Here is a 20637-nt window from a genome sequence, read left to right as displayed (position 1 = left end):
CTCAGCTGAAGGTATGGCGGCTCAGGGGCATGCTGCGCACGCGCTGGCCGGTGAGCTGCGCCACGGCGTTGGCCACCGCCGGTGCCACGGCCGGCAGCGGCGGTTCGCCGATGCCGCCCATCTTCGCCCCGCTTTCGACGATGCGCACATGCACCCGCGCCATGCGCGACGGTGGCAGTACCGGATACAGGTCGTAGTTGCGCGCCCGTGGCATGCCGTCGATCCACACCGCTTCTTCCAGCAGCACCTGAGACAGACCCAGGGATACCGCGCCGTTGACCTGTGCCTCGATGATCGCCGGGTTGACGATGCTGCCCGGATCGATGGCCTGCCAGACATCATGGACCTTGACCTGCCCCCCTTCGAGCGAGACCTCGGCGATCACCGCGACCTCCGAGCCGAACGGCGAAGCCATGGCCACGCCGCGGGCGCGTCGGCTGCCGTCCTCGGCGCTGAACGGGCCGCGTTTCCAGCCGCCGGACAGCTCGGCTACCGCCTGCAGCAAGGTGGTCAGGCGCGGGTTGTCGCGCAGCAGGTGCAGGCGCAGTTCATAGGGGTCGTGGCCGCCCTTGTCGGCCAGTTCGTCGAGGAACGACTCGTAGAAGAAATCGTTCAGCGAGTTGCCCACCGAGCGCCAGTAGCCCTGCATGGCCGGCGTCTTGACGTAGATCTGCGCGGTACGTTTGTTGGCGATGGCATAGGCCTTGCCCGAGAGCCCTTCGAGGGCGGTGGGATCGAGCTGCTCGCCCTGCTTGCCGGCGATGGACTCGGTAGGCCCTTCGGTGGCGCTGACCGCCTCGATCGCCACCGGCAGGCCTGCGGCGTCGAGCCCGGCGCGGAACTTGACCACCGCCATGGGGCGCATGGCATCGCGCAGGAATTCTTCCTCACGGGTCCAGATCAGCTTGACCGGACGGCCCACCGCCTTGGCCAGGGCGATGGCCTGGGGGTAGGGGTTGGCCGAGTCATACAGGAAGTGGCGACCGAAGAAGCCACCGAGCAGCGGCGAGTGCAGGGTGATGCGCTCCGGCGCCAGGCCGGTGCGTCGGGCGATGTCGTCGCGGAACATGTCCTGGGCCTGGTTGGGCAGCCACACCTCGAGGCTGCCGTCGGGGTTGAAGCGTGCCGTGGCCGACGGCGGTTCGAGCTGGGCGTGGTTGAGAAACTGGTTGTGGTAGGTGGCTTCGACGGTGGTCTTGGCGCTGGCCAGGGCTGCCGCCACGTCGCCCTGGTGTTCCTCGTCACGGCCAGGGCCTGGCTGGCTGGCCAGGTGCTCGCGCCAGCCTTCACTGGAGAAGTCCGCCGGCATTGGGCGCACCGGGCTGTCGGCACCAGGCTCGCGCCAGTCGACCTGCAGTGCCTCCACCGCGCGGCGGGCGTGCCACCAGCGCTCGGCCACCACCGCCACCGCACCGGGCAACTGATGGACCGAGTGCACGCCCTTCATGGCCTTGACCTGGTCCTCGTTGCGCAGCGCGCCGATGGTCATGCCCAGGCGTGGGGCGTGCTGCACGGCGGCATGCAGCATGCCGTCGACCTTGACGTCGATGCTGTACAGCGCCTTGCCGGTGGACTTGTCGTAGGCGTCCAGGCGCTTGACCGGCTTGCCGATCCAGCGGAACTGCCCGGGGTCGCGCAGGGTGACGCTGGCCGGATCCGGCACCGCGAGGTCCATCGCCGTGGTGGCCAGCTCGCCGTAGCCGAGCGTGCGACCGGAGGCAGCGTGCACCACCTTGCCGGGCTCGGTGCCCAGTTCGCCGACCGGCACGCCCAACTGACGGGCACCGGCCTCCAGCAGCATGGCTCGGGCCAGGGCGCCGAGACGCCGCATGGTCGGGTAGCTCATGCGCACCGACATGCTGCCGCCGGTGATGCGCAGGCCGTTTTCCATCACCACGTAGGCTTCGCCCGCCGGCGCGCTTTCGACCACAAAGGTGGCCGGGTCGGCATCCAGCTCCTCGCCTACGATCTGTGCCATGGCGGTGTTGACGCCCTGGCCGCCCTCCATGAACGGGCTGAGCAGGCGCACGCTGCCGTCCGGGCGGATTTCCAGGAACGCCGGCACCTGGGTGCCGCGCTCGGCGGTGGCGGCGCTGGCGGCCAAGGCTCGTGGGATACCCAGTGGCAGGCCGAAGCCGAGCACCAGGGCGCCGACGGCGGTGCCGGCGAGAAAGCGCCGGCGCGACAGGTTGATGGCTTCGCCGGCCGGGAGGGCGAGCAGGTCCTCGGGGGTCTCGATGCGCGTGCTCATCAGGCATTCCCCCCTTCGGCCAGGTCGTTCAGGGCGGCATGGATGGCGTTGTAGGTACCGCAGCGGCACAGGTTGACCATCGCTGCGTCGATCTGCTCGGCGCTGGGCCTGGCGGTGTGCTTGAGCAAAGCGGTGGCCGCCATCACCTGGCCGGACTGGCAGTAGCCGCACTGGGCGACCTGGTGTTCGACCCAGGCGGCGACCACGCGCTTGCCCACGGCGTCGTCCTCGATGGCCTCGATGGTGGTCACCTCGCGGCCGACCACACCAGCCACCGGGGTGACGCAGGCGCGTACCACATTGCCGTCCACCAGCACCGAGCAGGCGCCGCACTGGGCCAGGCCGCAGCCATACTTGGTGCCGGTCAGGCCCAGGTCGTCGCGGATCACCCAGAGCAAGGGCGTGTCGGCGTCAGCCTCGACCTGGTAGGTCTTCTGGTTGATACGTAGTTCCATCGGGCTCACCTGCTGCAGTCACGGTTGTGGACGCGGGGAATACGTTGTTCCCCAGTCCAGAAACGCTAGCACAAGGCTGCCGGCGCGGAATCGATGCACCCGGCAGGTTCAGAGGATCAGGCAAGCAATCCGGCGGAATGCGCAACCGGTCCTCAGTCGATGCGCGGATGCTGTTGCGCGAGGCTCTTGCGCTTGGCTTCAAGCTCGGCGATCTGGGCGTCGATGTCCTCGATCTTCTGCTCGATGTTGTCGTGGTGCTCCTGCAGCAGCTCGCGGGCCTCGTCGATGTCCGAGGCGGCCGGGGCGGCGCCGCGCAGCGGGCGGTTGGCGGTTTCCTTCATGGTCAGGCCGGTGAGCAGGCCGATCACGGCAATCACCATCAGGTAGTAGGCCGGCATGTACAGGTTGTCGGTGGTTTCCACCAGCCAGGCGGCGATGGTCGGGGTCAGGCCGGCGATCAGCACCGAGATGTTGAAGGCGCTGGCCAGCGCGCTGTAGCGGATATGCGTGGGGAACATCGCCGGCAGGGTCGAGGCCATCACGCCGATGAAGAAGTTCAGCAGCACGGCGAGGATCAGCAGTCCGGCGAAGATCACTGCCAGCTTGCCGCTGGTGATCAGCATGAAGGCCGGGACCGCCAGCAGGAACAGGCCGACGCTGCCGACGATGATGAACGGCTTGCGCCCCCACTTGTCGCTGAGCAGGCCGATCATCGGCTGCACGAACAGCATGCCGACCATGATCGCGATGATGATCAGCACCCCGTGGTCCTCGCTGTAGTGCAGGTTGTGCGAGAGGTAGCTGGGCATGTAGGTGAGCAGCATGTAGTAGGTGACGTTGGTGGCGATGACCACGCCGATGCAGGTCAGCAGGCTGCGCCAGTGCTGGGTGGCGACTTCCTTGAACGACACTTTCGGGCCGCTGGCCAGGCCCTCGCGGTCGCCTTGCTCGAGCTTGTCGACGTGCTGCTGGAAGGCGGGCGTCTCTTCCAGCGCATGGCGCAGGTACAGGCCGATGATGCCCAGCGGCAGGGCAAGGAAGAACGGCAGGCGCCAGCCCCAGTCGAGGAACTGCTGCTCGCCGAGGATCGTCGAGATCAGCACCACCACCCCGGCGCCGAGCACGAAGCCGGCGATCGAGCCGAAGTCCAGCCAACTGCCGAGGAACCCGCGCTTGCGGTCGGGGGCGTACTCGGCGACGAAGATCGACGCGCCGGTGTACTCGCCGCCCACCGAGAAGCCCTGGGCCATCTTGGCCAGCAACAGCAGGATCGGCGCCCAGATACCAATGCTCGCGTAGGAGGGGATCAGGCCGATGGCGAAGGTGCTCAGGGACATGATCACGATGGTCGCGGCGAGGATCTTCTGGCGCCCGTAGCGGTCGCCCAGGGCGCCGAAGAACAGCCCGCCCAGCGGACGGATGAGAAAGGGCACGGAGAAGGTGGCCAGCGCGGCGATCATCTGCACCCCGGGGCTGGCGTTGGGGAAGAACACCTTGCCCAGGGCGAAGGCGACGAAGCCATAGACGCCGAAGTCGAACCATTCCATGGCGTTGCCCAGGGCGGCGGCGGTGATCGCCTTGCGCATCTTGGCGTCGTCGACGATGGTGATGTCTTTCAAGCCGATCGGCTTGACCGGTTTCCTGCGTGCTTTCATGGGCCGTTGTCCTTGGATGGCGAAAAGGCGTGGCCAGGGTCTGGCCAGTGGGTTCTAAGGGATCTGATACAACGGCGCGCTAAATAATTCCGTACAAGGTGATGGGTACGCCTGCAGCGCAGTCGCGGCCTTGCCAAAGCGCAGGCACGGCCTATGCTCTGCGGCAGCGAACGCTGCACGGATCCGCAGCGCCTGCCGCCATCGGCACTTCCAAGGAGGAACCCCATGAAGCCTGCAATACGCCTGCTCGCCCTGAGCGTCCTGACCCTGGCCTGCGCCACTGCCAGGGCCGAAAGCCTGCCCAAGGCCGATGCCATCTGGCTCGGCGGCGATGTCGTCACCATCGACGATGCCCGGCCCCATGCCCAGGCGGTGGCGGTCAGGGACGGGCGGATCCTGGCCGTCGGCACGGAGCAGGAGGTCCGCCGCACCCAGGACAGCCACACGCAGATCATCGACCTCAAGGGTGCGACGTTGCTGCCTGGCTTCATCGATGCCCATGGCCATGTCTCGCTGGTAGGCTTCCAGGCCGCCAGCGCCAACCTGCTGCCCCCGCCGGACGGTACGGACCAGTCGATTGCCCAGTTGCAGACGATCCTCAAGGCGTTCCGCCAGCAGTCGAAGACGCCGGACACCTTCGGCGTGCTGTTCGGCTTTGGCTACGACGACTCGCAGTTGGCCGAGCAGACCCATCCGACACGCGAGGACCTGGACAAGGTCGCCACCGACATTCCGGTGGTGGTGATCCACCAGTCGGCACACCTGGGGGCGTTCAACAGCAAGGCCCTGGCGCAGGTCGGCCTCGATGCCGACAGCATCGATCCCAAGGGTGGGGTGATCCGCCGGGAGGCCGATGGCAAGACGCCCAATGGCGTGCTGGAGGAGAACGCGCTGTTCGAGAACCTGGAGAAGATCTTCCCCAAACTCACGGCGGATCAGGCGGTGTCGATGATGAAGGCGGGCGAGAAGCTCTACATCAGCTTCGGCTATACCACCCTCCAGGATGGCCGGGCCAGCCCGGACCAGGTACGCACTGCCATCAAGGCTGCGCAGGACAAACGCTTCGTCGCCGATATAGTGGCCTACCCGGACATCACCCAGGACGGCACCGAGGCGCTGATGGTCAAGCCGTGGTACCGCCCGGTCGTGGAGCCGGTCAGCTACAACGACAGCCATTTCCGCATCGGCGGCATCAAGGTCACCCTCGACGGCTCGCCCCAGGGCAAGACGGCCTGGCTCAGCCATCCCTACTATGTAGTGCCCGACGGCAAGCCGGACGACTACTCCGGTTATGGCGTGCTGCAAGACGAGCAGGTCAAGGCGATCTACGACAAGGCGCTGGCCAACCATTGGCAGGTGCTGTCGCACACCAACGGCGACAAGGCGATCGAGCAGATGCTCGATGCCATGGCCTATGCGCGGCAGCGCCATGCAGGCGTGGAGGGGCGCCCGGTGATGATCCACGGCCAGACCATCACCCTCGAACAGGTGCAGCGCCTGCGCGGTCTGGGGATCTTCCCGTCGCTGTTCCCCATGCATACGTTCTACTGGGGCGACTGGTACCGCAGCTCGGTGCTCGGCCCGCAACTGGCCGAGAATATCTCGCCGACCCAGTGGGTACTCGCACAGGGGCTGAAGTTCACCACCCACCATGACGCCCCGGTGGCACTGCCGGACTCGATGCGCGTGCTCTCGGCCACGGTTACCCGCACCACCCGTTCCGGCCATGTGCTCGGCCCGGATCAGCGGGTCGATGCGCTGACCGCGCTCAAGGCCATGACCCTGTGGTCGGCCTACCAGCATTTCGAAGAGGACACCAAGGGCTCGATCGTGGCAGGCAAGCTGGCCGATTTCGTGGTGCTCTCGGAGAACCCGGTGAAGGTCGATCCGGCCCGCCTGGCCTCGCTCAAGGTGCTGAAGACGGTGAAGGAGGGCAAGGTCATCTACGATCGTTCGAGCGACGTGGCCATGGCCGCGCCGGCGCTGGGCATGCATGGCGATCCGTCGCTGCCGGTGCCTCGCGGCGTGCCGGCGGTGGCCCATGGCGACGGTGACCTGGGGCCAGCGCTGGAGGTGATCTTCAACCGTTTGCAGACGGGGGGCGGAGCGCACTGACCCGGTTCGTGCGCCGTGCTAGCTGCACGGCGCAGCACCTCTATCTGCTGGAGAAATTTCTGGCATATGGTGTCGTTCAGGAGCTCCCAGGCTGTGGATTTGCTGGCGACAAGGAAACAGTTCTCTATGCCATGAGGTGAGTGGGTTTCTCGGGGTGGCCCTGCTCAGAAACCGAAATCACTCAGCCCCGGATGATCATCCGGACGTCGCCCCAGCGGCCAGCGGAACTTGCGCTCGGCCTCGCTGATGGGGTGTTCGTTGATGCTGGCGTGGCGCTGGCGCATCAGGCCGTCCTCGGCGAACGCCCAGTTCTCGTTGCCATAGGCGCGGTACCACTGGCCGCTGTCGTCGCGGTATTCGTAGGCGTAGCGCACGGCGATACGCTCGTCGGTGAAGGCCCAGAGCTCCTTGATCAGTCGGTACTCCAGTTCGCGGTTCCACTTGCGGGTGAGAAAGGCCTGTGCCTGCTCGCGGTTGTGGCAGAACTCGGTGCGGTTGCGCCACTGGGTATCGGGCGTGTATGCCAGGGCGACCTTGGCGGCGTCGCGGCTGTTCCAGCCATCCTCGGCAAGGCGGACCTTCTCGATGGCGGACTCACGGGTGAAGGGAGGCAAGGGGGGACGGGACATGGTGCGGCTCCTTGGGGAAGCGGCCGTGGAAGTGGCCTGATCAACGGGAGGCTACGCGTGCTGACGCAGACCGTGAATGATCGGTCCGGACACTACATAATTACGCCTGGTGGAACAAAGTCTGGAGAGTGGGACGTGATCGAGTCCGTATTTGCCCCTTACCTGCAGCGTTGGCAACTGTCAGTCGACGGCGAGGCGTTTACCTCGTCGAGTGGCAGTCTGCTGCCGGTGCGCCAGGGCGAGCTGCCGGCCATGCTGAAAGTCTCTGACGCCGCCGAGGAGCAGGCCGGGAGTTTGCTGATGGCCTGGTGGCAGGGCGAGGGCGCGGCGCCGGTGCTGGCCCTGGACGGCGAGGCCCTGCTGATGCTGCGCGCGCAGGGGGCGGGGTCGCTGGCAGAAATGGCCGTCAATGGACGGGACCTGGAGGCCACCGGGATCCTCTGCGAGGTCGTGGCGCGTCTGCACCAGCCGCGGCCCAGGTCGTTGCCGGTGTTGGTGCCGCTGCACCAGTGGTTCCAGGCGCTGTGGGAGGCGGCGCAGCGTCACGGCGGCTTGTTCGTGGATTGTGCGGCCACGGCCCACGCCTTGCTGGCCGCGCCTCGCGAGCAAGGGGTGCTGCATGGCGATATCCATCACGGCAATGTGCTCGATTTCGCCGACAAGGGCTGGCTGGCCATCGATCCCAAGGGGCTGTACGGCGAGCGTGGCTTCGACTACGCGAACCTGTTCTGCAACCCCGAGGCCCGGCTGGCACTGGCGCCTGAGGTATTTGCACGGCGCTTGGCGGAGGTGGTGCGGGTATCGGCTATCGAGCGTCGACGGATGCTGCAGTGGGTGTTGGCCTGGGCTGGATTGTCGGCGGCGTGGATGCTTGAGGACGGGCAGCCGCCCGAGGTTCGGCTGGGCGTGGCGCAGATGGCATTGGCGGCCTTGCAGGCGGGCTGAGGCACCACGGTGTGGCGCCCGCCCGCTCAGACCGACTCGCCCGGCGCCTTGGCGCGGGGCGTGGTCATGGCATCAATCCCAGATTGGCGCCAGGCCGTCAGGGCTGACTTCGCGGCCGTTGCGCTCCAGGCTGGCGATGCGCGCCATGTCGTCGGCGTCCAGGCGCAGGTCGCGGGCAAGCAGGTTGCTGGCCAGGTTCTCACGCCTGGTCGACGATGGGATCACCGCATAGCCCAGTTGCATGGCCCACGCCAGGGCTACCTGGGCGACAGTGGCCTTGTGCTTGGCGGCGATGTCGGCCAGCACCGGGTCTTTCAGAACCTTGCCGTAGGCCAGGGTCATGTAGGAGGTGGTGGTGATGCCTTGCGTTTTCAGGAACGTGGTCAGCTTGCTGTTCTGCAGGTAGGGGCTGAGCTCGACCTGGTTGGTGGCGATTTCGCCCTTGCCGACCACGGCGATGGCCTGTCGGGTCAGTTCGATGTTGAAGTTCGAGACCCCGATCTGACGGGTCAGGCCTTGCTGTTTGGCGTCGGCCAGGGCGTGCATGTACTCGGTCAGTGCAACGCCGTTGCCTGGGGCCGGCCAGTGGATCAGCAGCAGGTCGACATAGTCGGTGCGCAGCTTTTTCAGGCTTTTCTGCAGGCTTGGGATCATCTTGTCGGCAGCGTAGCTGTCGGTCCAGATCTTGGTGGTGATGAACAGGTCTTCCCGGGGCACGCCGCTTTCGGCGATGGCCTGGCCGACCTCGGCTTCGTTGGCATAGATCTGTGCAGTGTCGATGGCGCGGTAGCCCAGTTCCAGCGCCGACCTGACCGCATCGATGACGGTTTGGCCGGTGAGGCGGTAGGTGCCGAGGCCGAAAGATGGAATGCTCATGGATCTGCTCCTGGTGAGTGACGAAAGACGCGAACCCTGGAGAGTGTGGTACGGGTTCGAGCAAGTGGGGGCAGTGTGCGTGTTGCGCATGCATTGATTAAGACCTCGGCAAGTCAAGGTCATTTGACCTGAAGTCATGAATGCACGACTGGGTCGTGATCAGGAGAGGGGCAATACGCCTACTTTCATCAGGGCGGCCGCGATTGAGCAAGCGCGGCTAGGCAGGACCAGGGTCGAATCGGCGAGCCTGTGGCCTACCGTATTTCCAGGAGCCATCCGAATTGCCAGTCAATGCCCCTTACCAGAAGCGCTTCGACGCGGTGCTCGCCTATATCGAGGACAACCTCGAAGGCGACCTGTCGGTGGAAACCCTCAGTGCCGTGGCGCACTTCTCGGTGTTTCACTTCCACCGCCAGTTCAGCGCTTTCGTTGGCGTGCCGGTCGCGCGCTATGTGCAGCTGATGCGTCTGCGTCGGGCTGCTCATCGCCTGGCCGGCACGGCGCGCCAGAGCGTGCTGGAGGCGGCGCTGGGCGCTGGATTCGACAGTCCGGAGGCCTTCAGCAGAGCATTTCGGCGGGCATTCGGGGTGTCGCCCAGCGTGTTTCGTCGCGCACCGGCCTGGCAGCACTGGAATGCGGTCTTCGCCATCCCTCACTTTTCCAGGAGCATCACCATGCAGGTAAGAATCATCGACTTCGCCGAGGTCCGTCTGGCAGCGCTCGAGCACCGCGGCGCGCCAGGTCAGGTCAGCGAGACCGTGCGCCGGTTCATCGATTGGCGCCAGCGCAGCGGACAGTCGCCGGTGGCCACCAGCCGCAGTTTCGGTATCCCGTGGAACAACCCGGACACCACGGCCCCGGAGGATTTTTGCTTTTCTGTCTGTGGCGAGCTGCGCGAGGCGCTGATGGCCAACAGCGACGGTGTGCGGGAGCTGATCCTGCCTGCCGGGCGATGCGCGGTGGTGCGGCATGTCGGCTCGCCGGACCATATCGGCGAGACGATCTACCCGATCTACCGCGACTGGCTGCCGGCCAGTGGCGAGGAACTGCGCGACCACCCACTGTTCTTCCACTACCTGAGCATCTATCCGCAGACGCCTCTGGAGCAGTGGCAGACGGACATTCATATACCGCTGCGCTGAGAGGCTTGCGCACAACTGGCAGTACGAAAAAGCCCGCGTCTGGCGACAGACGCGGGCTTTTCATCGGGTACGCTGCGGGGTGACGCTGTCCGTCAGATCCCCAGGCGATCACGCAGGCTGTAGTACCAGGCGCCGAGGGCGCTGAACGGTACGCGGAGCATCTGGCCGCCCGGGAACGGGTAGTGTGGCAGGTCGGCGAACGCGTCGAAGCGCTCGGCCTGGCCACGCAGGGCTTCGGCCAGGACCTTGCCCGCCAGGTGGGTGTAGGTGACGCCGTGGCCGGAGCAGCCTTGCGAGTAGTAGATGTTGTCGCCGATACGGCCGACCTGCGGCAGGCGCGACAGGGTCAGCAGGAAGTTGCCGGTCCAGGCGTAGTCGATCTTCACATCCTTCAGTTGCGGGAAGGCCTTGAGCATCTTCGGACGAATGATCGCCTCGATGTTGGCCGGGTCGCGAGCACCGTAGACCACGCCGCCGCCGAAGATCAGGCGCTTGTCGCCGGTCAGGCGGTAGTAGTCGAGCAGGTAGTTGCAGTCCTCGACGCAGTAATCCTGCGGCAGCAGGGTGCGTGCCAGTTCGTCGCTCAGGGGCTCGGTGGTGATTACCTGGGTGCCGCATGGCATCGACTTGGCGGCCAGCTCCGGTACCAGGTTGCCCAGGTAGGCGTTACCGGCGACGATGATGAACTTGGCGCGGACCTTGCCCTGTGGGGTATGCACGACCGGGTTGGCGCCACGCTCGATGCGTACGGCCGGGGTCTGTTCGTAGATGATGCCGCCCAGCGACTCGACCGCTGCGGCTTCGCCCAGGGCCAGGTTCAGTGGGTGGATGTGGCCGCCGCTCATGTCGAGCATGCCGCCGACATAGTTGTCGCAGGCGACGACTTCGCGGATGCGCTTCTGGTCCATCAGCTCCAGCTGGGTGTGGCCGAAACGTTCCCACAGGCGTTTCTGCGACTCCAGGTGACCCATCTGCTTGGCGCTCAGTGCGGCGAACACGCCACCGTCCTTCAGATCGCACTGGATGTTGTACTTGGCCACACGCTCGCGGATGATACGGCCGCCCTCGAAGGCCATCTGACCCAGCAGTTGCGCCTGCTTGGGGCCGACGGTGCGTTCAATGACGTCGATGTCGCGGCTGTAGCTGTTGACGATCTGGCCGCCGTTGCGGCCCGAGGCACCGAAACCGACCTTGGCGGCTTCGACGATGCTTACCTTGAAGCCGTTCTCCAGCAGGAACAGGGCGCTGGACAGGCCGGTATAGCCGGCACCGATGATGCAGATATCGGTTTCCACCTCACCCTGCAGCGCCGGACGTGGCGGCACCGGGTTGGCCGAGGCGGCGTAGTAGGACTGGGGGTAGGGGGTGTTTGCCATGCTCGAGAAACCTCGTGTTTTATATTTTTAACGAATGTACCGATGCTATCAATAATAATAAACACCCGCTAGTCGTCCGGTGAAAATCCTTTACTGCCATGCAGTCGCCGGCCCTCCTGCAAATATTTTTAATATTCAGTGAGTTAGCGTGAAAAAAACTGTTGACAGGCATTCTGGAACGGGTAGAATGCGCCCCACACGACAGGCACATAGCTCAGTTGGTTAGAGCACCACCTTGACATGGTGGGGGTCGTTGGTTCGAGTCCAATTGTGCCTACCAAATCAGAAGAGGGCGACCCGCAAGGGTCGCCCTTTTTGCTTTGGTCTTCCCGATGCTCTTCCTTTATATGAGCTCGCAAGGTCGAGGCAGGGCCCGCAGCTTTGGCTTTGTTTCATGACAGTGCTGGGTGGAGCGGCAAGGTCTTTTCCTGCTGTCATCGGTACGTGCTCGCCGCTTTGCCCCGTGACGCTGGAGTGGTCTTCAGGGATTTCGCAAAGTTTTTGATTTTTTTGAAAAAAACGCTTTACAGGTACGCATCCGATCACTAATATGCGCACCACACGACAGGCACATAGCTCAGTTGGTTAGAGCACCACCTTGACATGGTGGGGGTCGTTGGTTCGAGTCCAATTGTGCCTACCAAATCAGAGAAGGGCGATCCGAAAGGGTCGCCTTTTTCGTTTGCCTCGGAAAAAGTGCTTGCCGGGGTTCAGGGTCGGGGCTCGTCTCTCAACGTTTCGTTCATTGCTGCCGGTGATCCGCTCGCGTAGGGTCCGTTCGCATGCCGCCATGCCGCTGACAAGGAGAGATCATGCAAGCCAAGCCCATTGATAATCCATCGATCACCGAACATGCCAGAGTCACCCAGGCGATCCTGAGCAATGCCTTCCTGGACTGGACGGCCAGGCAGCATGCGCTGTTTCGCACGGCGCCCGACGCGAATGGCGCCTGGACCGTTCATCATGCCAACTGCGTGGGCAGTTTCGACTGGCAGCCGCATATGCGCAGCGCCTACGCCAAGATGGTTGCCTTCCCGATCTTCTTCGACCTGCTCGATCTGCATGTCGACAAGCGCCTGGGGCGCCCGGACATCGCCTTTGCCCAAAAGCTCGAGCTGCTCCAGGCGAGCATCGATCCATCGCGCATTGCCGAGCTGTTCCTGGTTGAGCTCTATGCGTTCTGCCGGGTGCTGAGGAACAAGATCATCCACCACGAGATCGCCTACGACGCGGACCGACTGGTCTATGGTGCGTCGAGCCTGCCGTTGTTCAAGTTTCAGATCATCAACGAGCTCATCTACCAGTTCGTGACGTTCGGCTTCGAGGGGCGTTCCTGGTACCAGCAGAACGTGATGCTCTCGGCCTTGCATCATCTGCTCGATGGCCAGGGTGCGTTCGCGGCCGCGGCCCGGGCGATGGAGCATTTCGTGCTACTGGCTGATCTTGCGCAGCGCAGTCGCCGCACCTTGCATAACCGCTTCCAGTACGCGGCCGATGATCCGGTGCTGGATTTCGTGTTCCGCCACGCCGGATCCTGCTACGACCCGGCGGACCCCGATTGTGCCGTGCGCGCCATGCATCCCGATCCGCAAGAGCGGCTGGTATTCGTTGGCGAGTACTATTTCTTCCCGCTGGAGGGCAGGCACTACCTCATGCCGTCCGAGCTGGTGCGTGACAACCGGGAGGTTCGCTTCGCCGATCTCGGGCCGTGGGTCTATCCGTCAGCGCCGTCGGAGGTGGCCGCTGCCTGAGGGTGACACTCTGCGCCTGAGTCCTGGCCTCTGCTCATGGTAGAATCCGCCCCTTCGAATCTGGAGGTAGACACGTGCGCAAACTGGCGGTGGTAATGGCGGTGCTGGCCTTGGCGGGCTGTGATAACGAAGTCGAGGGGGTGCACAAGCAGGTAGCCGAGCACCTGAGCAACCCCAAGACAGCCAAGTTCGCCAACGTGCGCTTCGATACCCAGGGTTCCATCTGTGGCCAGGTGCGTGGCAAGGACGACGCGGGGCGGTACGAGCCCTTCCGTAGCTATGCGGCCATCAAGCATGGCGACCAGTATGAAGTGCTCATCGACGAGACCGGCAACAACCTGCGTATTCGTGAGGTCTGTGGCGGTGCCGACCTGCAGCGTCGCGCCGAGGCGCTGGCTGACCAGCCCGCACCGCAGGGGTGGGATGTCGAAGTGATCCAGGGGCCGAACATGGGGGCACTGACCGACATGACCGCGCGCCTGATCGAGAAGGGCATCCCGTCCTCGGTCGAATACCGTGAAGGCAAGCCGGTAGTGTTGATGGGGCCGTTCCCGAGCAAGGCCGAAGCCGATGCGCGCAAGGCTGAAGTGATGGCCAAGCTGGGTACCGATTCGATCGTCATCCAGCACGGCGCCCAGCGCTGATCGCTGTGCTGGCAGGAACGGACGCCAGCGCTCTACTGTCATAGCTGCAAGGACGCAGCTATGCTGACAAGGGCAAGGGTCGAGCGGGAGGGCACCTCATGGCAACGCTGGAAAAAGCCATCGCCGTGGCCACCAGGGCGCATCAAGGGCAGTACGACAAAGGTGGGGCGGCCTATATCCTCCACCCGTTGCGGGTGATGGCCCGGGTGGTCACGCCTGAGCAGCGTATTGTCGCGGTGCTCCACGATGTGCTGGAGGATACCCCGTTGACCCTGTCCGACCTTGCCCGCGAAGGCTTTCCGTTGAAGATCCTTGCTGCGCTGCTGGCCCTGAGCCGGCGGGATGGCGAGAGTTATGAAGCGTTCGTCGTCCGCCTGGGTGTCGATCCCCTGGCGCGCGAGGTCAAGCTGGCCGACCTTGCCGATAACAGCGACCTCTCGCGCATCGCCCGCCCGGGGCCTGCCGACCTTGCCCGCTTGTCCCGTTATCAGCAGGCCAGCGCCTACCTGCAGACGCTGGTCTGATCTAGGTCAGCCGCAGGCCTTGAGGTTCACGGGGCCGACGAATGCATTGCCATGTCCCATCACGCACGCCACCTGCTGGTTGCGCTGGCGCTCCCAGGCCTGCGGTGGGTAGGTCTTGTTCCAGGCCTCGAACAGCTGGCGGTCCTGCCTGGACAGACGCAGGTCGTACTGTTTGCTCATATAGAAATACGTGCGCGCGATCATGCCTCGGATCGAGGGTCGCGGCATGACCTTCTTCGCCTTGAAATCGACCTGGGTCAGGCAACTGCCATACTGGCCATGCTGCACAGGGAGCCAGCCGAAGCTGAAGTTGCTGCGGTCGCCGTTGACCTCGCCGATGCTCGGCACCAGGTTGTGCAGGTCGGCCTCGGCACGCTGGTAGGTCTTGTCGTTGCGCGAGCAGTTCTTGCGCCCACCGTTCTGCCAGCACTGGCGTTGATGACCGATCTGCCAGGCCGGGACAATGTGCTCCCACTCGATGCGCGATGCGCGTTGAGGGCTCTTGCGAGGCGTGTAGCCGCAGGAAGCCAGGTCGACCTTGTTGCCGTTGTACTTGCAGCCGCAATAAAACTCCGTGGACTGTGGCGCGTACAGCTTCCAGGCAACCTTCTTGGCCTCCTGGAAGGTGCGCGGCGCATCGGCCTGGGCGAGCGGAGTGGCCAGCAGCAGGCAGGCGGCAGCGAAAAACGAAACTCTCATGCGTGGTCAGTCTTCCTTGGGGACGGTCCAGAAGATCTGTACGCCGCCATCGTCGCGATGGGCGAGGGTGACGTTGTCATTCTCGGCAATCTCTTCGAGCAAGGTTTCCCAGTCGTCGGAGGATTCGTGCTCGAGGCGGAAGATCAGCGCGGCGCGGCTGCGCTGGGCGGTGGGGCTGTTGATGATCTTCTGGATGCGCTGGCCCAGTTGCTCATAGCTGCTGGGAGTTGCGGGGGCGGTGCTGGCCACGGAGCTTTCCTCGGGTTGCTGTATGTGCATACAGTATTTCACTGTAAGCTATTTCGCAACATCGAGTAAGGAGGTGTTCCGGTCTGTAGGGGTCAGCCTTGCTGCGGAGTCAGGCGCTGTGTATCTGGCATCGGCTGTGCCGGTATTTGCCAGCAAGGTTTGCTGCTGCGGTGAGTGTTCTTGCCCAAGGCTTTTGCGCCCCCTCCTTCGACGTTGCGGGGGAGGGGAGGCAAGCGGGCCGGCATGCGGCCCGATGCAGGCGTCTGTCAGTACTCCCAGAAGATCCGCTGCAGCTCCTTGCTGTCCTGGGTCTTGGTCATGGCGACCATCGCCAGGATCCGGGCCTTCTGCGGGTTCAGGTCATGGGCGACGACCCAGTCGTTCTTGTCGTCAGGCTGTTCGGCATTGCGCAGTACGAAGCCGCCCTCGTTGACGTGGGACGAACGGATGATCTGCACGCCGTTCTTGCGCAGCTCCTGCAGTGCAGGCACCACCCGCGACGACACCGAACCGTTGCCAGTACCGGCATGGATGATCGCCTTGGCACCGGCCTGGGCCAGGGCCTTGTAGGCAGTGTCGGTCACGTTGCCATAGCCGTAGGCAATGTCCACCGCTGGCAGGCTGCTGATGGTCTTGATGTCGAATTCCGAATTGATGGTATGACGCTTGGCCGGCAGGCGGAAGAAGTACGACTTGCCCTCCACGACCATGCCCAGTGGACCCCATGGGCTCTTGAAGGCTTCGGTCTTGATGTTGACGGCCTTGCTCACGTCGCGACCCGACTGGATCTCGTCGTTCATGGTCACCAGGACGCCCTTGCCGCGGGCTTCCTTGCTGCTGGCCACGGCCACGGCGTTGTACAGGTTGAGCATGCCGTCGGCGGACATGGCGGTGCCCGGGCGCATCGAGCCGACCACGATGATCGGCTTGTCGGTCTTCTCCACCAGGTTGAGGAAGTAGGCGGTCTCTTCCAGGGTATCGGTACCGTGGGTGATGACGATGCCGTCGACATCTTTGCTGTCGGCCAGCTCGGCGACACGCTTGCCCAGCTTCAGCAGGTCGTCGTTGCCGATGCTCTCGGACGCGATCTGCATGACTTGCTCGCCACGCACGTTGGCCAGGTCGGCCAGTTCCGGCACGCCGGCAATCAGTTTGTCCACGCCCAGCTTGGCAGCCTGGTAGGTGGCGCTGTTGGCGGCGCTGGCGCCAGCACCGGCAATGGTGCCGCCGGTGGCGAGAATCACCACGTTGGCGAGCTTCTGCTGTTGTGCGGCTTCCTTGGCGCAAACCGCGGTCGGCAGGACCAGCAGCAGGGCCAGGGCGCCCGGGGCGAAGCTCTTCAGTGCGGATGTCATCATGTCTACTTCTCTCTTCCAGGATGAGATGTACGTTATGTCGCACAGGGGAGTAAGGCAGGTTTCGTACCAGCAACTACCGTTCGTCGATTTTCATCGTAAAACCCTTGCGCTGACTGGGGGTACTCGTTGCGACTGCGAAGTCATGATTGCCGGTATTGTTCGGCTTTCCGAACAAGCGTAGGAAAGATGTTCGGTTTTTCGTATAAATCGCGGATAATCCGACGCGCGTGACAGCGGCTGTACTACGCAATGGATTTGACAAAAGCGGGGCCCGTTTCCATAGTGAGTCACCGCAAACGTTTGCGATCCGATAAAAATCACAAGATTCGGAGTCAACTCCATGAAGCTGCCGTTCCTCGGTCGTCCCTTGGCCCTCGCCGTACTGTCCTCCCTGATCTTTTCCGTTTCTGCCGCCCACGCCGACGACGCCCCCAAGGTCGCGTTGGTGATGAAGTCCCTGGCCAACGAGTTCTTCCGCACCATGGAGGACGGCGCCAAGGCCTACCAGAAAGAGCATCCCGCAGATTTCGAACTGGTGGCCAACGGCATCAAGGACGAGACCGATACCGGCAACCAGATCCGCATCGTCGAGCAGATGATCGCCACGGGCGCCAAGGCCCTGGTGATCGCCCCGGCCGACTCCAAGGCCCTGGTGCCCGTGGTGAAGAAGGCCATGGACGCCGGCATCATCGTGGTCAACATCGACAACCGTCTCGACCCCGATGTGCTCAAGAGCAAAGGCATCAGCGTGCCCTTCGTCGGCCCCGACAACCGCAAGGGGGCAGAACTGGTCGGTGACTACCTGGCCAGGCAGAAGCTCAAGGCTGGCGACCAGGTCGGCATCATCGAGGGCGTGCCGACCACCACCAATGCCCAGCAGCGCACCGCCGGTTTCAAGGACGCGATGGAGGCTGCGCAGATGAAGGTCGTCTCGGTGCAGTCCGGCAACTGGGAGATCGACAAGGGCAACGCCGTGGCCGCCTCGATGCTCAACGAATACCCCGGGCTCAAGGCCTTGCTGGCCGGTAACGACAGCATGGCCCTGGGCGCGGTCTCGGCCGTGCGCGCCGCCGGCAAGACCGGCCAGGTGCAGGTGGTCGGCTACGACAACATCAATGCCATCAAGCCGATGCTCAAGGATGGTCGCGTGCTCGCCACGCTCGACCAGGCCGCCAGCCAGCAGGCGGTCTTCGGCATCCAGGCGGCGCTGAAGATGCTCAAGGGCGAGAAGCCCGCCGTGGATGCCGACAACGTCATCCAGACGCCGGTCGAACTGGTTACCCAGTGAGGTGATCTTGCGGGAGCGGGCTTGCCCAGAGGCAATAAGGGAGTCTGCTTTGGCGTTGTCGCAGGGCAGGCCGCTCTCACGAAAAGCCTGCCCGATAAACGTGTCATGGTTTGTTCCAGGAGAAAATGGCCATGTCAGTAGCGGCCAATGAAACCGTGCTCGCCGTCACTGGGCTGGGCAAGACTTACGCCCAGCCGGTGCTGGGCGATGTCACCCTCGAGCTGCGTGGCGGCGAGGTGCTGGCCCTGACGGGTGAGAACGGCGCGGGCAAGTCGACCTTGTCCAAGCTGATCAGTGGGCTGGAGACCCCTACGGCGGGGCAGATGCGCTATCGCGGCCAGTCCTACGCGCCGGTCAGTCGCGCCGAAGCCGAGCGTCTCGGCGTGCGCATGGTGATGCAGGAACTCAACCTGCTGCCGACCCTGACCGTGGCCGAGAACCTGTTCCTCGACAACCTGCCCGGCCGCTTTGGCTGGATCAGCCGCAAGCGCCTGCGCCAGTTGGCCGGCGCAGCCATGGCCCAGGTCGGGCTGGATGCCATCGATCCGGACACGCCCGTTGGCGAGCTGGGTATCGGCCACCAACAGATGGTCGAGATCGCCCGCAACCTGATCGGCGACTGCCATGTGCTGATCTTCGATGAGCCTACGGCGATGCTCACCGCCCGTGAGGTGGAACTGCTGTTCGCCCAGATCGAGCGCCTGCGCCAGCGTGGGGTGGCTATCGTCTATATCTCCCACCGGCTCGAGGAGCTGCAACGGGTGGCTCAGCGTATCGCCGTGCTGCGAGACGGCAAGCTGGTGTGCGCCGAGCCGATCCAGCGCTACACCAGCAGCGAACTGGTCAACCTGATGGTCGGCCGCGAACTGGGCGAGCATATCGACCTGGGCCGCCGCGAGATCGGTACGCCGTTGCTCAAGGTCGACAGGCTCTGCCGTGGCGACAAGGTGCGCGAGGTGTCGTTCGAGGTCAGGGCAGGGGAGATCTTCGGCATCTCCGGGCTGATCGGCGCCGGGCGCACTGAATTGTTGCGCCTGATCTACGGCGCCGACCTCGCCGACAGCGGCACGGTCGCCCTCGGCCAGCCGCCGCGAGTGGTGAGCATCGACTCGCCCAGGGCGGCGGTGCGTGCGGGTATCGCCCTGATCACCGAAGACCGCAAGGGCGAAGGCCTGCTGCTGTCGCAATCGATCAGTGCCAATATCGCCCTGGGCAATCTCGGGGCGGTGTCCCGGGGCGGGGTGCTCGACCGCGACGCCGAGCGCGCCTTGGCCGAACGCCAGATCAGTGCCATGCGCATTCGCAGCGCCAGTCCTGCCCAGGCGGTCGGCGAGCTGTCCGGCGGCAACCAGCAGAAAGTTGTGATCGGCCGCTGGCTGGAGCGTAATTGCCAGATACTGCTGTTCGACGAGCCGACCCGCGGCATCGACGTCGGCGCCAAGTTCGACATCTATGGCCTGCTCGCCGAGCTTGCCCGCCAGGGCAAGGCCCTGGTGGTGGTGTCCAGCGACCTGCGCGAGCTGATGCTGATCTGTGACCGTATCGCCGTGCTCTCGGCGGGCCGCCTGATCGACACCTTCGAGCGTGAGCACTGGAGCCAGGACCAACTGCTCGCCGCCGCGTTCGCCGGCTACCAGAAACGTGATGCCCTGCTGCACGACGCAGCCCCCAGGATGGACGCATGAAAACCACTCCCCTCGATACTGCCGGCGTAGCCCCGGTTCGCCGTAGCGGCACCTATTTTGGCCTGGGCACCTACCTGGGCCTGGCTGGCGCCTTGCTGGCGATGATCGTGCTGTTCTCGTTGCTGAGTAGCCACTTCCTGTCCTACGCGACCTTCAGCACCCTGGCCAACCAGATCCCCGATCTGATGGTGCTGGCGGTCGGCATGACCTTCGTGCTGATCATCGGCGGCATCGACCTGTCGGTGGGCTCGGTGCTGGCCCTGGCTGCGTCCGCCGTCAGCGTGGCGATTCTCGGTTGGGGCTGGAGCGTGATGCCTGCGGCACTGCTCGGCATGGCGACGGCGGCGCTGGCCGGCAGCATCACCGGTGGCATCACCGTGGCCTGGCGCATCCCCTCGTTCATCGTCTCCCTGGGTGTGCTGGAGATGGCCCGTGGCCTGGCCTACCAGTTCACCGACTCGCGCACCGCCTACATCGGCGATGCCTACGCCTGGTTTTCCAATCCCGTCGCCTTCGGTATCTCGCCGGCGTTCATCATCGCCTTGCTGGTGATCGTGCTGGCCCAGCTGGTGCTGACCCGCACGGTGTTCGGCCGTTACCTGATCGGCATCGGCACCAACGAAGAGGCGGTGCGCCTGGCCGGTATCGATCCGCGACCGTACAAGGTCCTGGTGTTCGCCCTGATGGGCGTGCTCGCCGGCCTTGCCGCACTGTTCCAGATCTCCCGCCTGGAGGCCGCCGACCCGAATGCCGGCTCCGGCCTGGAACTGCAGGTGATCGCCGCAGTGGTGATCGGCGGTACCAGCCTGATGGGCGGGCGCGGCTCGGTCATCAGCACCTTCTTCGGCGTGCTGATCATCTCCGTGCTGGCCGCGGGGCTGGCGCAGATCGGCGCTTCGGAGCCGACCAAACGCATCATCACCGGGGCGGTCATCGTCATCGCCGTGGTACTCGACACTTACCGTAGCCGGCGTGCGAGCCGGCGGAACTGAAAC

At 64.5% G+C, this 20637-nt stretch carries 18 protein-coding genes and 2 tRNA genes; 11 read left to right on the top strand and 9 right to left on the bottom strand.

Features of this window, described 5'->3' with window-relative positions:
* Position 1 precedes the first annotated feature (1 nt).
* The 3 genes from F3J43_RS15690 to proP form a co-directional block, all read right to left on the bottom strand.
* Positions 2-2251: a xanthine dehydrogenase family protein molybdopterin-binding subunit gene (locus F3J43_RS15690; protein WP_166888202.1), complete on the bottom strand. Its 2250-nt coding sequence runs from the start codon at positions 2249-2251 to the stop codon at positions 2-4.
* Positions 2251-2706, bottom strand: coding sequence for a (2Fe-2S)-binding protein (locus F3J43_RS15685; protein WP_166888199.1), 456 nt, complete (start codon positions 2704-2706; stop codon positions 2251-2253). Before F3J43_RS15685 ends, F3J43_RS15690 begins: the two co-directional genes overlap by 1 nt.
* Positions 2707-2858: 152 nt before the next feature.
* On the bottom strand, positions 2859-4361 hold the full coding sequence (gene proP / locus F3J43_RS15680) for a glycine betaine/L-proline transporter ProP (RefSeq protein WP_166888196.1): 1503 nt from the start codon (positions 4359-4361) through the stop codon (positions 2859-2861).
* A 225-nt stretch (positions 4362-4586) separates the two neighbouring features.
* Here proP and F3J43_RS15675 point away from each other — a divergent pair, with 225 nt between their 5' ends.
* A complete protein-coding gene (locus tag F3J43_RS15675; protein ID WP_166888193.1) occupies positions 4587-6476 on the top strand; it encodes an amidohydrolase in 1890 nt (629 codons plus the stop codon).
* Positions 6477-6640: 164 nt separating this feature from the next.
* On the opposite strand, the gene F3J43_RS15670 is transcribed toward F3J43_RS15675, so the two are convergent.
* Positions 6641-7105, bottom strand: a complete 465-nt coding sequence (locus F3J43_RS15670; RefSeq protein ID WP_166888190.1) for a nuclear transport factor 2 family protein — start codon at positions 7103-7105, stop codon at positions 6641-6643.
* Positions 7106-7243: 138 nt separating this feature from the next.
* Between F3J43_RS15670 and F3J43_RS15665 the strand changes: the two genes are divergently transcribed.
* A complete protein-coding gene (locus F3J43_RS15665; RefSeq protein WP_166888555.1) occupies positions 7244-8050 on the top strand; it encodes an aminoglycoside phosphotransferase family protein in 807 nt (268 codons plus the stop codon).
* A 72-nt stretch (positions 8051-8122) separates the two neighbouring features.
* Here the strand turns inward: F3J43_RS15665 and dkgB are convergent, their stop codons facing one another.
* Entirely contained in the window at positions 8123-8926 is an 804-nt protein-coding gene (gene dkgB, locus F3J43_RS15660; RefSeq protein WP_166888187.1) for a 2,5-didehydrogluconate reductase DkgB, read from the bottom strand.
* Positions 8927-9207: 281 nt separating this feature from the next.
* Here dkgB and F3J43_RS15655 point away from each other — a divergent pair, with 281 nt between their 5' ends.
* On the top strand, positions 9208-10068 hold the full coding sequence (locus tag F3J43_RS15655) for an AraC family transcriptional regulator (RefSeq protein WP_166888184.1): 861 nt from the start codon (positions 9208-9210) through the stop codon (positions 10066-10068).
* A gap of 92 nt (positions 10069-10160) precedes the next feature.
* Here the strand turns inward: F3J43_RS15655 and F3J43_RS15650 are convergent, their stop codons facing one another.
* The gene (locus F3J43_RS15650) at positions 10161-11444 is read right to left on the bottom strand and encodes an NAD(P)/FAD-dependent oxidoreductase (RefSeq protein WP_166888182.1); all 1284 of its coding nucleotides are present in this window, start codon (positions 11442-11444) and stop codon (positions 10161-10163) included.
* 203 nt (positions 11445-11647) lie between these two features.
* Here F3J43_RS15650 and F3J43_RS15645 point away from each other — a divergent pair.
* From F3J43_RS15645 to F3J43_RS15625, 5 genes are all read left to right on the top strand, one after another.
* A tRNA-Val gene (locus F3J43_RS15645) sits at positions 11648-11724 on the top strand.
* Positions 11725-12010: 286 nt separating this feature from the next.
* Positions 12011-12087, top strand: a tRNA-Val gene (locus tag F3J43_RS15640).
* 169 nt (positions 12088-12256) lie between these two features.
* Positions 12257-13195 carry a hypothetical protein gene (locus F3J43_RS15635; protein ID WP_166888179.1) on the top strand — a complete coding sequence of 313 codons (939 nt, stop codon included), beginning with the start codon at positions 12257-12259 and terminating at the stop codon, positions 13193-13195.
* Between the two features lie 74 nt (positions 13196-13269).
* Complete coding sequence (locus tag F3J43_RS15630) at positions 13270-13839, top strand: SPOR domain-containing protein (protein ID WP_166888177.1); 570 nt, start codon at positions 13270-13272, stop codon at positions 13837-13839.
* 98 nt (positions 13840-13937) lie between these two features.
* Positions 13938-14363 carry a GTP pyrophosphokinase gene (locus F3J43_RS15625; protein WP_166888174.1) on the top strand — a complete coding sequence of 142 codons (426 nt, stop codon included), beginning with the start codon at positions 13938-13940 and terminating at the stop codon, positions 14361-14363.
* Positions 14364-14369: 6 nt separating this feature from the next.
* On the opposite strand, the gene F3J43_RS15620 is transcribed toward F3J43_RS15625, so the two are convergent.
* From F3J43_RS15620 to F3J43_RS15610, 3 genes are all read right to left on the bottom strand, one after another.
* Positions 14370-15062: an endonuclease gene (locus tag F3J43_RS15620; RefSeq protein WP_166888172.1), complete on the bottom strand. Its 693-nt coding sequence runs from the start codon at positions 15060-15062 to the stop codon at positions 14370-14372.
* Between the two features lie 6 nt (positions 15063-15068).
* Positions 15069-15311 carry a DUF1654 domain-containing protein gene (locus F3J43_RS15615; RefSeq protein ID WP_205297898.1) on the bottom strand — a complete coding sequence of 81 codons (243 nt, stop codon included), beginning with the start codon at positions 15309-15311 and terminating at the stop codon, positions 15069-15071.
* A gap of 266 nt (positions 15312-15577) precedes the next feature.
* Positions 15578-16669: an asparaginase gene (locus F3J43_RS15610; protein ID WP_205297897.1), complete on the bottom strand. Its 1092-nt coding sequence runs from the start codon at positions 16667-16669 to the stop codon at positions 15578-15580.
* 340 nt (positions 16670-17009) lie between these two features.
* Between F3J43_RS15610 and F3J43_RS15605 the strand changes: the two genes are divergently transcribed.
* The 3 genes from F3J43_RS15605 (at position 17010) to F3J43_RS15595 (ending at position 20634) form a co-directional block, all read left to right on the top strand.
* Positions 17010-17957, top strand: a complete 948-nt coding sequence (locus F3J43_RS15605) for a sugar ABC transporter substrate-binding protein (RefSeq protein WP_166888166.1) — start codon at positions 17010-17012, stop codon at positions 17955-17957.
* Positions 17958-18088: 131 nt separating this feature from the next.
* Positions 18089-19642, top strand: coding sequence for a sugar ABC transporter ATP-binding protein (locus F3J43_RS15600; protein WP_166888163.1), 1554 nt, complete (start codon positions 18089-18091; stop codon positions 19640-19642).
* Positions 19639-20634 carry an ABC transporter permease gene (locus F3J43_RS15595; RefSeq protein ID WP_166888160.1) on the top strand — a complete coding sequence of 332 codons (996 nt, stop codon included), beginning with the start codon at positions 19639-19641 and terminating at the stop codon, positions 20632-20634. The genes F3J43_RS15600 and F3J43_RS15595 overlap by 4 nt, the downstream gene beginning before the upstream one ends.
* Positions 20635-20637 lie beyond the last annotated feature (3 nt).

The organism is Pantoea sp. Cy-639, from assembly GCF_011752525.1.
In the GTDB taxonomy this organism is placed as follows: domain Bacteria; phylum Pseudomonadota; class Gammaproteobacteria; order Pseudomonadales; family Pseudomonadaceae; genus Aquipseudomonas.
The sequence above is the reverse complement of the archived record's forward strand: the minus strand, read 5'-3'. Positions and strand labels throughout refer to the sequence as shown.

Excerpts from the sequence above, each read along its gene's own strand:
- F3J43_RS15690 (WP_166888202.1), bottom strand. The coding sequence starts at position 2,251 with ATGAGCACGCGCATCGAGACCCCCGAGGACCTGCTCGCCCTCCCGGCC.
- F3J43_RS15685 (WP_166888199.1), bottom strand. The coding sequence starts at position 2,706 with ATGGAACTACGTATCAACCAGAAGACCTACCAGGTCGAGGCTGACGCC.
- proP (WP_166888196.1), bottom strand. The coding sequence starts at position 4,361 with ATGAAAGCACGCAGGAAACCGGTCAAGCCGATCGGCTTGAAAGACATC.
- F3J43_RS15675 (WP_166888193.1), top strand. The coding sequence starts at position 4,587 with ATGAAGCCTGCAATACGCCTGCTCGCCCTGAGCGTCCTGACCCTGGCC.
- F3J43_RS15670 (WP_166888190.1), bottom strand. The coding sequence starts at position 7,105 with ATGTCCCGTCCCCCCTTGCCTCCCTTCACCCGTGAGTCCGCCATCGAG.
- dkgB (WP_166888187.1), bottom strand. The coding sequence starts at position 8,926 with ATGAGCATTCCATCTTTCGGCCTCGGCACCTACCGCCTCACCGGCCAA.
- F3J43_RS15650 (WP_166888182.1), bottom strand. The coding sequence starts at position 11,444 with ATGGCAAACACCCCCTACCCCCAGTCCTACTACGCCGCCTCGGCCAAC.
- F3J43_RS15635 (WP_166888179.1), top strand. The coding sequence starts at position 12,257 with ATGCAAGCCAAGCCCATTGATAATCCATCGATCACCGAACATGCCAGA.
- F3J43_RS15625 (WP_166888174.1), top strand. The coding sequence starts at position 13,938 with ATGGCAACGCTGGAAAAAGCCATCGCCGTGGCCACCAGGGCGCATCAA.
- F3J43_RS15620 (WP_166888172.1), bottom strand. The coding sequence starts at position 15,062 with ATGAGAGTTTCGTTTTTCGCTGCCGCCTGCCTGCTGCTGGCCACTCCG.
- F3J43_RS15610 (WP_205297897.1), bottom strand. The coding sequence starts at position 16,669 with ATGATGACATCCGCACTGAAGAGCTTCGCCCCGGGCGCCCTGGCCCTG.
- F3J43_RS15605 (WP_166888166.1), top strand. The coding sequence starts at position 17,010 with ATGAAGCTGCCGTTCCTCGGTCGTCCCTTGGCCCTCGCCGTACTGTCC.
- F3J43_RS15600 (WP_166888163.1), top strand. The coding sequence starts at position 18,089 with ATGTCAGTAGCGGCCAATGAAACCGTGCTCGCCGTCACTGGGCTGGGC.
- F3J43_RS15595 (WP_166888160.1), top strand. The coding sequence starts at position 19,639 with ATGAAAACCACTCCCCTCGATACTGCCGGCGTAGCCCCGGTTCGCCGT.